Source organism: bacterium (assembly GCA_021372615.1).
Lineage (GTDB): Bacteria > Armatimonadota > Zipacnadia > Zipacnadales > UBA11051 > JAJFUB01.
In genome coordinates this window covers 1-10,537 of sequence record JAJFUB010000001.1, presented here as the reverse complement: position 1 = coordinate 10,537, position 10,537 = coordinate 1, and the positions used below count along the sequence as shown (strand labels likewise).

The window sequence follows — 10,537 nt, the reverse complement described above, 5'->3', positions numbered from 1 at the left end:
GCGCCCGCCCCCCCGCCCGACACGACGATCCCGCTGCGGATTGCCGTCGCCCGGGCCCTGGGTGCGCTCCGCGACCCCGCCGCCATTGAGGCCCTGGTTGTCGCAACCAGCGACGCCGAGCCCGATCCCGAGGTCCGCGTGGCGGCCGCCATGGCGCTGGGCGATGTCGCGTCTGCGGCCGAGGACGAGGAGGCTGCCAGCAAGGCGGTCACGGGTCTGCTGGCGGCCCTGAACGACGAGGTCGGCGACGTCCGCGTCGCCTGCATCCACGCGCTGGGGCAGACGAGCCCGCCTGAGGACATGAAGGCGACCGTCGCCGCGGCCGTGAACAAGGCCAAGGATGACGATGACTACTGGGCCCGCAAGGCGGCCGACAAGACTGCAGAACTGCTGCGGCTGCCGGAGTAGACGCGGCAGGGGGGCCATTCGTCTGACGCTAGTGAGTTGGAGGCATCCGATGCGACAAGTGCCCGTAATCCGGATCCTGGTTGCGCTCGCCCTGGTGCTGGCGGCCATGGCCGGCTGCTCCATTGATCCGATGGAAAGGCTCACCGAGGACATCAAGTCCCAGGACAAGGCCGTGCGCGAGCGCGCGGTGCTGACGTTGGCGAACCTGGATGACGAGCGGGCCATTGACTCGCTGGTGGATGTCCTCGAGGGCGATGACGAGTTGTGTGACATGGCCGGCGTGGCGCTGGTCAAGAAGGGCCGCGAGGTCAGGGAGCCAGACGCCAAGAAGCCGAACCCGGTGGTGGATCAGGTCGGCAAGGTGCTCAACAACGCCCACCTGGCCGAACCGTTCCGCGGCCGTGCGGCGTGGGTGCTGGGTGAGATTGGTGATCGCCGGGCCATCGCACCGTTGCAGACCGCCCAGAGCGGGGCCAAGATCGGCGAGAAGCCGGCCCTGGTGGTGCGCGAGATGGCCAAGCAGGGGCTGGAGAAGCTGGGCTACTTCTCGGTCGGCCGCAAGTTCGACATCCCCATGGGCGACCTGCAGGGACCGCGAGAGAACCTGCCCGACGCGCCGCCGCTGGCGCAAGTATAGCCGCGTTCGCCGCGAGATACGGGCCGGGGCCACACGCCTCGGCCCTTTTGCTCAGCACTGAAGGAAGCCATGCGCAACACGCACACCCCGAGGCGAGTGCTCCTGCTGCTGACGCTGTCAGCCCTGTGCGCCGGCGCGTGGGCGCAGTCACCGGCGGCGCCTGACCTCATCGCCCAGGCGGAGCGGGAGGCAGTGCGCCTGCGCGACCCCGCGCAACGGGCGATCGCGCTGGCCGATGTGGCCCTCGCCTGGCGTCAGGCCGGCGACGCCCGCTGGGAGAAGACGTGGGCCCAGGCGGTGCGCGCCGCCGAGACCATCACTGACCCGCCCGTGGCCGCGCCACTGACATGGCGCGGACTGGGGCTGCGCTTCTGGCCCGTCTCCCCCGACCAGGCCCGCGCCATGTTCGACAAGGCCCTCACGCAGGCCGCGGCGCTGCAGTACGCAGCCCAGAAGGCGCTCGCGCTGCGCGAGATCGGTCTGGCCCTCTTCGGCCGGGATGATGCTCTGGCGCGCAAGACGATGGGCCAGGCTGGCGAAGCGGCCCGCACCATTCAGGCCCCCATCTTCCGCGCCGCCGCTCTCCGTGACATCGCCGTGGCGCTGGCGTCCAAGGACCCGGGGGCAGCCCAGGAGCTGTTTGCGGAAGCTGCCGGACTACTGCCGCCGGCCGACCCGGACGAGAACGTGCAGCTCGCGCGCAGCGAAGTGGCCGTGCAGTGGGCCCCCTTCAACCTCGACCTGGCGCTCGGGGAGGCCGACCTGATCGGCAATGCGCCGCTGCGCGAAGCCTGCTGCCGGCGCATCTGCGAGGCCCTGGCCGGAAGCAGCCCCGATCTGGCCATGCAGGTCATGTCCCGTATCCACGACACGACACAGCGCGCCCTGGCGATGGCGGCCCTGGCGGCGGCCCTGGCGGGCTCGCAGCCGGAGACGGCGGCGGGCATGGCACGCTCGGCCCTGTCGGGGGCCGAGGCCATGGGGCAGGCGGAGCGCGATGCCCTGCGGGCCGACGTCGCCGTGGCCCTGGCCCCTCAGGCCATGGCCGACGCTCTGGCGCTGCTACAGCAGGTGGAGGATGAGAAGCTGGCGGGGGAGGCGCTGCGGCGGATCGTCGTGCGGCTCGCGCGTACGCAGCCGGCCGAGGCCCTGCGGATGCTCGAAGATGTGTCAGACTGGCAGGCGCGTGAGGAGACGCTGATGGACATGCTGCCCCAACTGGCGCAGTATGACGCGGCACGGGCGGTCGAGTTGACCAACGAGGTGCTGTCGCGGCGGGAGCGCATCCGGGGCCTGCTCATCCTGGCCACAGCCCGCCCGGCAAAGGAGACACAGCAACCATGAACCCGAACCCGCATGACCCGGTGGATACTTTCGTGAAGCGAGCCGACGAGTTCCTGTGCGAGCTGGCCAAGGCGCCGTCGGTGCGACACCTGCGGCTGGCCGGGGTGGAGCTACTGCGGGCGGTTCGCTGCGGGCTCGACGAGGCCATTGACCACCTCGAGCCCAAGCACGCCAAGCCGGAGTGCCACGCGAAGTCCGACACGCCGCCGACGCCGTAGCAGGAGCGCGGCTCTCCAGAGCCGCAGGCGTGCCCCGGGACGGCTGGGCGGCTCTGGAGAGCCGCGCTCCCAGGCCACCCGGGCCCCTGCTCCATCCCCGGCCGGCTACTCGATCGGTTCCAGCTTCACGTCATCGAAGTAGGCCGCGCCCTCGCCCCTCACCTGCACCACCCCGTAGGCTTTGCCCTGTGGGTCCGGCACGCCCTTGAACTCGAACTCCAGCTTGTGCCACTCGCCCGGCCCCTTCGTCCACGGCAGGCAGTGCGCGTGGAAGGTGTCGGTGACCCACTCGGTGTAGAAACGCACCTCCACCACGCCCTCGGTCTTCACCCAGGCGCTGAAGCGGTACTTCTGGTCAGCCTTGACGTCTACGTGGCGCAGCACCGCCAGGGGCGCGAGGTCGCCGCCGAGGGCCTGGAGGCGTAGCGACTTCTGGCCCGAGTGTGCCGTGTCGCTCAGCGTCGCCGTCAGCGCCAGGCTGGCGTTCCAGGCGTCCGGCATCCCGTCGCCCGCACTGTCCACCTCGAAGCCCGGGTTGGCGATGAGGTTGCCCGGCTCGGTCAGCACCGGCTCCGGCACGTTCGCCGCGTTGACCCACTCGGCCGAGTAGTCCTTGCGCCGGTCGGTGAACTTGAGGTTGTCACTGAGCACCGCCACACCATAGCCGTCCAGACGGAGCGCCAGCTTGCCGCCCTGCAAGGCGTACGTTCCCTGCTCAAACAGCCGGCGCCACTGCTTCGTCTTCACCCCCGCCAGCGTCACCGTCGCCTTCACGGGATCGGGCTTTTCGTTGACCAGGAGCGCGTAGTTGTAGCCCTCCACGCGCTTGTGGATCAGGCGCAGGCCCTTTCCCCCACTGACCTTCGCCGCGCCTGTCCCGCGCAGGCTCTCGCTGGCCAGCACGCTCCGCAGCGCCGCTAACTCGCTCACCAGCGACCGCAACTCCGACCAGAAGCGCGAGGGCTTCTTCGTGTAGGCGCTGCCCCAGTACAGGATCCCGTTCGCGCCGTGGACGATGGCGTCATAGGCCATGAAGCGCGACTGGGCGAAGGTCGGCGGGACGGGCGGCTTGGCCGGGTTGGGCTTGCTCAACTCCGCCCACGCGAAGCCCTGCAGGACCATGAAGATGGGCTTCTCGCCATGCACCGCGGCGATGTTCTTGTCCTCCTCATCGCCGACGACGCTGATGGTCTTGTTGGGCAGGTCGGACTGCGTCTGCGGCTCGGGCACGGGGTAGACATCCAGGCCGCCCATGTCCGTGGCGCGGTTAAAGTGGGCCAGTTCCAGGATCGTGTTGCGCGGGGCGTGGTTGGTCCAGATCGGGTGCTGCTGGTCGAGCTGACGCAGGAAGCAGTAGCCGTCGTACAGGCCGTCGGCGCTCTGCTTGCTCCACGCGGGCTCGTCAATGCTCTCCCAGCACAGCAGGCCGGGATGGTTGCCGACCTGCTGCACCATCGCTGTCAGTTGCGCCTGGCGCTTCTCGGCGTCCTTGGAGAAGTCCATCAGGTGCGAGGCGCTGATCCACACGCGCATCCCGTGGGCCAGGGTCGTGTCCAGCAGCTTCGCCAGGACCGGCGAGGCCCCGCCCGGCACGTGGCACAGGTTGAAGCCGGCGTCGGCCAGCTTGTTCATGTACGCCTCGGCGCCCGGGCTCTCGTAGATGCCCAGCGCAAAGAAGGGCTTCCCCTGCACGATCAGCATGTTGTCCGACGGGCGGACCGTGACGAGGCGTGACTTCACCTGCGGGTCGGCCAGCACGGGGAACAGCAGCGTCTGTTCGCGCACTGTCTTGCCGCCCTGGTCGCTGACGGTCACGTCCACGGCATAGCGCCCGAGCGGCAGGCTGGTCGTGTCGAAGGCCAGCGTGCCCTTCGCGCCCGGCAGGCGTGCCAGGCTCTTCTGCTGGAGCGTCTCACGCGCAGCTTCGGCGCGCAGGGAGGCGGACAGGCGGTACAGGCCCGTCTGACTCGCGGGGGCCTTCAGCTCCCACTGGATGGTGACGGTCGGCCGGTAGAACGACTTGAAGATCGAGCACTCCACGAGTTCATCGGCGAGCAGCGGTGAGGCGAGCAGCAGCAGAAGGGCTGGCCAGGCGCGCATGTCGGTCACTCCATGGTGATGACGACCTTCAGGGACTGGTCGGGGGTATCGAAGCGCAGGCGGAAGGCTTCGTCAATGCGGTCCAGGGGCAACACGTGGCTGACGAGGGGCTGCAGCGGGATGCGCCCGCTCTCGATCAGGCGCAGGTTCTCGGCGTACTCGGGCTTGGTGAAGTAGCCCGCGCCCGTGACGCGGCGCTCGTGCCACCAGTCCAGCTTCTCGGGGCCCGACACGACCATCGCGGCGGTGCCGCCGAAGGCCGTGAGGTCATACGCCTGCTGGGCGACGGTGCTGTTCCAGACGGTGTTGAGGGCCACGTCGAGGCCGTCGGGGGAGAACTCGCGGACGGCCGCCGCCACATCGTCCGTGGCGGGGTCGAGGGCGACATCCACACCATAGCGCGCGGCGATCGCGCGGTGGCTGGCGCACAGGTCAAAGCCGAAGACGTGACGCGCGCCCCACAGCTTCGCGCCCAGGGCAGCAATCAGCCCGATGGGACCCAAGCCCCATACCCCCGCGACGGCGCCGGGCTGCAAGCCGGACTGTCGGACTGCCCGCAACGCGGTCCCGACGACATCGGTCGCCATGGTGCCCGACACGGAATCCAGCCAATCGGGCAGGGGCAGCAGGTTGGCCGCCGGCACGAGCGCGGCCTCCCGGAAGCCCTGGCCCACGACGGACTGGGTCAGGCAGTACTTCTCCTCGCCGCGCAGGCAATGCCGACAGCGTCCGCAGCCGATGACGTTGTACATGGCCACGCGGTCGCCCACGCGCCAGCGCTCGACGTTCGCGCCGACCTCGGCGATGACGCCCACGGCCTCATGGCCGAAGAAGGGGTCCGGGTCGGGGCCCGAGCCGTGGCCGCCGTGTTCCCAGTGGCCGCGGTCGGCGCCGCAGATGCCGCAGGCGGCGATGCGCACCACGCAGGCGTCAGGCGTCAACTGGGGCTCGGGGACGTCAAGGATGCTGATGGCCTTCGGGCCGGTGGCGGCGGCGGCTCTCATGGGGAATACCTGTAGAGGCGCGATTCATCGCGCCGGTGTCAGACGGTATGAGGGCGCGATGAACCGCGCCGCTACTGGTCGAAGTCCATCCGCATGTCCGCGGGCCGGGGCGCCTGATCGGGGGATATCCCCAGGTGTTCGTAGGCGCGCTCGGTGGCCTGGCGGCCCCGCGAGGTGCGGATGATGAACCCGATCTTCAGCAGGTATGGCTCGACGACATCCTCGAGCGTGCCCGAGTCCTGCGATAGCGTCGCCGCGATGGCGTTGAGGCCCACGGGACCGCCGTGGTAGTACTCGATGATCGTCAGCAGGTACTTGTGGTCGAGCGGGTCGAGGCCCAGGTTATCAATGCCCATGGCCGTGAGGGCGTCCGAGGCGATCTCGCGGGTGACGCTGCCATCGCCCATGACCTGCGCGTAGTCGCGCACGCGCCGCAGCAGCCGGTTGACCACCCGCGCCGTGCCGCGCGAGCGCGCCGCGAGTTCGTGGCAGCCGCCCGCGTCAATGGGGATGTCCAGCAACCGCGCCGAGCGCCGCACGATCTTCTCGAGCTGCTCGACGCTGTAGAAGTCCAGGTGGTGGAAGATGCCGAAACGCTCGTGCAGCGGGCCGGTGAGCATCCCGGCGCGCGTGGTGGCGCCGATGATCGTGAAGGGCTCGATGGTCAGCGGGATCGTCTTGGCGTACGGCCCCTTGTCCACGATGAAGTCAATGCGGAAGTCCTCCATCGCCGGGTACAGGTACTCCTCGACGACCCGCGGGAGCCGGTGGATCTCGTCAATGAAGAGGATGTCGCCGCGCTTGAGGTTGGTGAGGATGCCGACGAGGTCGGTGGCGCGCTCGAGCGCCGGGCCGGAGGTGCGGTGCAGCTCGGCCCCCATCTCGTTGGCGATGATGTGCGCGAGGGTCGTCTTGCCCAGGCCGGGCGGGCCGTCGAACAGGATGTGGTCGAGCACGTCGCCACGCTGCCGCGCGGCGGTGATGGCCACCCGCAGGTTCTCGATCAGCCGGGTCTGGCCGACATCGTACTCAGCGAGCGTCTGCGGGCGCAGGGCAGCGAGTTCGTCGCTGTCCTCGCGGCGCTCCTCGCCGCCCACGATGCGTTGTCGGGAGGCATCATCATGTGACATTGTGGTGTCCGGTAGCCTCAACACGTCTCATGTGCTGCGCTTCGCGTTGCCAGGGGTGGCACATTCGGGCTTGCCGCCGAGAGGTCAAGATGCTGCTCCAACGCAGCGGCGTTCTGTTCCTCCAGGTCGGCGCGATCAAGGAAGACCACATGGCAATGCTCCAGACCGCGCGCGGCCTCGGCAATGACATGCAATCTCACCTCCGTGGCGAGACAGTGGTCATCCACCACAATCAGAACGGGCGTGGCAACTCGTGAAGTTCTCTCGTGATGAACGCGACATGCGTAGCCAGTATCCCGCGCTTCGTCTAGGACTGCCTCGGCCAACTCGGACGGACCTCGCCCGTCTGGGACAGTGGCAGACCATCGGAACAGGTACTCAGGCCCATCGCCTTGGCGACAGGATGCCGTGTTCCCAATATCGGTCGACCGCAGAGGATGATGTGTGTCCTTCAGCATCGCGTCCAGGAAGGAGACGAGCCTTCCAGCAGCTTGCACACTATCCCAGCAGTCCTCTGACATGGTATCCCAACCCTCCGAAGGACCGGCGTCATGGGGCGTTCCCGTGGCAGGGCCTGCGGTTCGGCTAGCGTCTGAATACTGCTTTGACAATCTGGTCAGCCGTCTTCAGGTCCGGTTGCGTCTCGCGCAGGTGCAGAACGGCGCGGAGGGCGTCGGCGCGGGTCATGCCGAGCTGCTCCAGGACCAGCAGGGCCTGCTCTTCGGCGTCCGACTCGGGTGGCGCAGCCGGCGGGCGGGCCGACTCGACCTCGGCCACATCAATGAACCGCCCCACCTTGCCCTGCAGCGTGGCGACGATGTCCTTGGCCTTCTGAGCGCCCACGCCCGGCAGCGACCGTAGCATCTTCGTGTCGCCGATCTCGATGGCCTTCGCGTACGTGGCGACCGGAATGCTGATGGAGCGTATGGCGCTGCGCGGGCCGAAGCGCGGGACTTCCAGCAGGCGCTCGAAGAAGTCGCGCTGGGCGGGCGTCTCAAAGCCCATCAGCACCGGCGTCCCGCGCACGCCGTCAATCTGCAGGAACTGGAAGGTGTACAGCTCGGTCTCAGCGCCGGCTTCGCGCTCGGCCAGGTGCTCGGCGCTGGCCGGCGGCAGCACGACCTCATACCACAGACCGTTGACATGCAGCTCAACGGTCTCCGGTGTGATGGCGCCCAGTTCCCCGCGGATGCGACGGATCATGTGTGAGCTTCCTTAGCTCCTGCACCCCGGCGGCCCCTTCGGGGCGCCAGGATCGGGCGGGCCTGGTTCCGTGGGCTTCCGCCCACGGCTACATGCGACGGCGCCTTCGGCGCGAACGGCCAACGCCAAGCGACAACGGCACCCAACACCTGACGCACCGCGTACAATGCTCAACATGTGACATGCGACGGACGACACCGGACCTGCGACGTACAACGCGCAACACCCGACATGCCACGGGTGGCAGCCGTTAGCCCCCGAAGGGGGCTGCGTACGTAGCCGTGGGCGGAAGCCCACGGGAACGCGGCCCCCCCCACCTCCGTCGCCGTCGCCCGTGCGCGCCCCGAAGGGGCCGCCGTTCATAGTACCAGCCACAACACCCGACATGCCACGGGTGGCAGCCGTTAGCCCCCGAAGGGGGCTGCGTACGTAGCCGTGGGCGGAAGCCCACGGGAACGCGGCCCCCCCACCTCCGTCACCGTCGCCCGTGCGCGCCCCGCAGGGGCCGCCGTTCACAACTGTCGCGCAATCGCCTCGGGCAGGCCCCGCCGGCCCTTGGCGCGCTGGAAGACCTGGCGGCCCGGGCTGGCATGGCACAGCGCCAGGGCCAGCGCATCGGTGACGTCTTCGGGCGACGGCGGGGTCGCCAGGCCCAGCAGGTGGCAGACCATGTGCGCCACCTGCGCCTTCGGGGCCCGGCCGTTGCCTGTCAGCGACCGCTTCACCAGCGAGGCCTCATACCCGCAGAAGGGGATGCCGCGCTGCGCGGCGGCCAGCAGGATCGTGCCCCGCGCGTGGCCCATCAGGATCGCCGTGCGCGGGTGCGCGTACTTGGCGTACAGCTCCTCGACGACCACATAGTCAGGCTGGAACTCCCCCATGATGGCGCTGATGCTCTCGTGGAGGATCAGCAGGCGGCGCTCCAGCGACAGGCTCGTGTCCGGCCGCACCACGCCCCCCTCCAGCAGCCTTACCGTGGCCCCGTCGGCCTCAATCAGGCCGTAGCCCGTGATCTGCAGCCCGGGGTCAACGCCGAGGATTCGCATGGGGGGCACCGGGGGCGATTATAGCACCGGGGGAAGCGGGCTGTCCAATGCCGCCCGGCGGACCAGTCTGGACCCGGTACACGGCCCATGCCAGGCCGTGCGGAGGCGTCTCAGGCCATGCCGGTGCCAGCGCCAGAGGCCGGACCCGCTGTGCCACCGCCTCGCTCAGGATGTCCTCCACGAGCGCGACGTAGCTGCCAGGGCCCAGGGCGAGCGGGCGGCCCACCAGATCGGCGCGCTCATTCAGCACGACCACGTTCTGCCGGGCCTCCGCCCGCAGGGCGACGACATAGGCCTGCTCGCCACGCACGAGGTGCCCCAGCGCGGGGTTCCACGCCTCCTTGAGGCGGTCGGCGAGGGCCCATTCGCCCGTCACGTCGCGTGCGAAGGCAGGTTGCCCGGCGAGCACCACCCGAATGCTGCGCGGCAGGCGCTCGTGCTGTGTCACGGACACGAAGACCGAACAGCAGGCCACGATCAGCAGCCCCGGCGAGAGCACCTGGCGCAGTTGGCCGCTCCGCCCGGCCTCGAGCAGTTGCGCGGCCAGGGCCACGACCAGCACGACCCCAACCCCGAGCGCCGCCGCAGGCACAGAGAACTGCTGCACCCAGGCACTGGCCCCCTGCGGCATCGTGGACAGGTGTGGCATCAGCAGCACCGCCGCCAGCGCCGCCAGCAGGAGATACGCCGCCGGCGCGGTGTAGCCCGCCAGCTTCAGGCGCAGGCCATGGTACAGCAGCGCCAGGAGCAGCGGGTTGGCCGCCAGGGCGACGGCCAGCGCCGCCGACAGCACCTCCGGCTGCTGCAGTTGGTGTTCGAGGATCTCGGGCGGCGCCGGCCAGAAGTGCCAGGGGTTGCCCATGATGGCCCAGTTGGCGCCGATCCACACCAGCGCCACATAGGCTGCCGGCATCAGGAAGGCGATCAGCAGCCCCTCGGCCTTGGCGGGCTCGCGGTCTCGCTCCCGGCGGCAGAAGATCGCCAGGTACAGCGCCGCGGCCACCACCAGCACCACGGTCTCATAGGCCAGCAGCAGCGCTGCGGCGGCGAAGAAGCTGCCTGTCAGCACGTCACGCACGCGCTGCTCGCGCTGCCAGCTCACCAGCGAGGCGCTCAGCCCCAGCAGCCCGAAGGTCAGGACCATCGCCCGCGAGCCGAGCATGGCGTAGCTCAGCACCAGCGGATGCAGCGCGAACACGCCGCACAGGACCAGTGCCAGCCACCAGGGCAGCCCCAGGCTGCGGCCCAGTCGCCAGATGATGAGCGTGCTCAGGCCCAGGAAGATGGCGCCGAGCACCGGCGCAGCCAGGCCCGACACGAGCATCTGCGGCGCGAAGGCGGCGAAGGGCACGAACAGCAGGGCCATCAGCGGGGGCTGGTCGAAGCCGATCAGGGCCATGTTGGCGCTGTCCTGCCAGTGGAACGCGCGCCAGGCGTTGCCCATGGC

Annotated in this window: 11 protein-coding genes; 5 read left to right on the top strand and 6 right to left on the bottom strand. The window is 69.5% G+C overall.

Annotated features, from left to right (window positions below):
* The 4 genes from LLH23_00055 to LLH23_00040 form a co-directional block, all read left to right on the top strand.
* Positions 1–408, top strand: a 408-nt coding sequence (locus LLH23_00055) for a HEAT repeat domain-containing protein (GenBank protein MCE5236866.1), incomplete at its 5' end; no start/stop codon positions are given.
* A 49-nt stretch (positions 409–457) separates the two neighbouring features.
* Positions 458–1,045 (top strand): hypothetical protein, encoded by a 588-nt coding sequence (locus LLH23_00050; GenBank protein MCE5236865.1) that lies wholly within the window; start codon positions 458–460, stop codon positions 1,043–1,045.
* 69 nt (positions 1,046–1,114) lie between these two features.
* Positions 1,115–2,389 (top strand): hypothetical protein, encoded by a 1,275-nt coding sequence (locus LLH23_00045; GenBank protein ID MCE5236864.1) that lies wholly within the window; start codon positions 1,115–1,117, stop codon positions 2,387–2,389.
* A complete protein-coding gene (locus LLH23_00040) occupies positions 2,386–2,607 on the top strand; it encodes a hypothetical protein (protein ID MCE5236863.1) in 222 nt (73 codons plus the stop codon). The genes LLH23_00045 and LLH23_00040 overlap by 4 nt, the downstream gene beginning before the upstream one ends.
* Before the next feature lie 105 nt (positions 2,608–2,712).
* Here LLH23_00040 and LLH23_00035 read toward each other — a convergent pair whose 3' ends face one another.
* The 3 genes from LLH23_00035 to ruvB form a co-directional block, all read right to left on the bottom strand.
* Positions 2,713–4,707 carry a hypothetical protein gene (locus LLH23_00035; GenBank protein ID MCE5236862.1) on the bottom strand — a complete coding sequence of 665 codons (1,995 nt, stop codon included), beginning with the start codon at positions 4,705–4,707 and terminating at the stop codon, positions 2,713–2,715.
* Between the two features lie 5 nt (positions 4,708–4,712).
* Positions 4,713–5,711 (bottom strand): alcohol dehydrogenase catalytic domain-containing protein, encoded by a 999-nt coding sequence (locus LLH23_00030; GenBank protein MCE5236861.1) that lies wholly within the window; start codon positions 5,709–5,711, stop codon positions 4,713–4,715.
* 71 nt (positions 5,712–5,782) lie between these two features.
* Entirely contained in the window at positions 5,783–6,841 is a 1,059-nt protein-coding gene (gene ruvB, locus LLH23_00025) for a Holliday junction branch migration DNA helicase RuvB (GenBank protein MCE5236860.1), read from the bottom strand.
* An 89-nt stretch (positions 6,842–6,930) separates the two neighbouring features.
* Between ruvB and LLH23_00020 the strand changes: the two genes are divergently transcribed.
* Positions 6,931–7,098: a hypothetical protein gene (locus LLH23_00020; GenBank protein MCE5236859.1), complete on the top strand. Its 168-nt coding sequence runs from the start codon at positions 6,931–6,933 to the stop codon at positions 7,096–7,098.
* Between the two features lie 328 nt (positions 7,099–7,426).
* On the opposite strand, the gene LLH23_00015 is transcribed toward LLH23_00020, so the two are convergent.
* The 3 genes from LLH23_00015 to LLH23_00005 form a co-directional block, all read right to left on the bottom strand.
* Positions 7,427–8,044 carry a hypothetical protein gene (locus tag LLH23_00015; GenBank protein ID MCE5236858.1) on the bottom strand — a complete coding sequence of 206 codons (618 nt, stop codon included), beginning with the start codon at positions 8,042–8,044 and terminating at the stop codon, positions 7,427–7,429.
* A gap of 512 nt (positions 8,045–8,556) precedes the next feature.
* Complete coding sequence (gene ruvC, locus LLH23_00010) at positions 8,557–9,090, bottom strand: crossover junction endodeoxyribonuclease RuvC (GenBank protein MCE5236857.1); 534 nt, start codon at positions 9,088–9,090, stop codon at positions 8,557–8,559.
* Positions 9,071–10,537, bottom strand: a 1,467-nt coding sequence (locus tag LLH23_00005) for a DUF2079 domain-containing protein (protein MCE5236856.1), incomplete at its 5' end; no start/stop codon positions are given. The genes ruvC and LLH23_00005, both read right to left, overlap by 20 nt.

Coding starts and splice junctions, on each gene's coding strand:
- LLH23_00015 (MCE5236858.1), bottom strand. CDS start 8,044: ATGATCCGTCGCATCCGCGGGGAACTGGGCGCCATCACACCGGAGACC.
- LLH23_00020 (MCE5236859.1), top strand. CDS start 6,931: ATGCTGCTCCAACGCAGCGGCGTTCTGTTCCTCCAGGTCGGCGCGATC.
- LLH23_00035 (MCE5236862.1), bottom strand. CDS start 4,707: ATGCGCGCCTGGCCAGCCCTTCTGCTGCTGCTCGCCTCACCGCTGCTC.
- LLH23_00050 (MCE5236865.1), top strand. CDS start 458: ATGCGACAAGTGCCCGTAATCCGGATCCTGGTTGCGCTCGCCCTGGTG.
- ruvC (MCE5236857.1), bottom strand. CDS start 9,090: ATGCGAATCCTCGGCGTTGACCCCGGGCTGCAGATCACGGGCTACGGC.
- LLH23_00040 (MCE5236863.1), top strand. CDS start 2,386: ATGAACCCGAACCCGCATGACCCGGTGGATACTTTCGTGAAGCGAGCC.
- LLH23_00045 (MCE5236864.1), top strand. CDS start 1,115: ATGCGCAACACGCACACCCCGAGGCGAGTGCTCCTGCTGCTGACGCTG.
- ruvB (MCE5236860.1), bottom strand. CDS start 6,841: ATGTCACATGATGATGCCTCCCGACAACGCATCGTGGGCGGCGAGGAG.
- LLH23_00030 (MCE5236861.1), bottom strand. CDS start 5,711: ATGAGAGCCGCCGCCGCCACCGGCCCGAAGGCCATCAGCATCCTTGAC.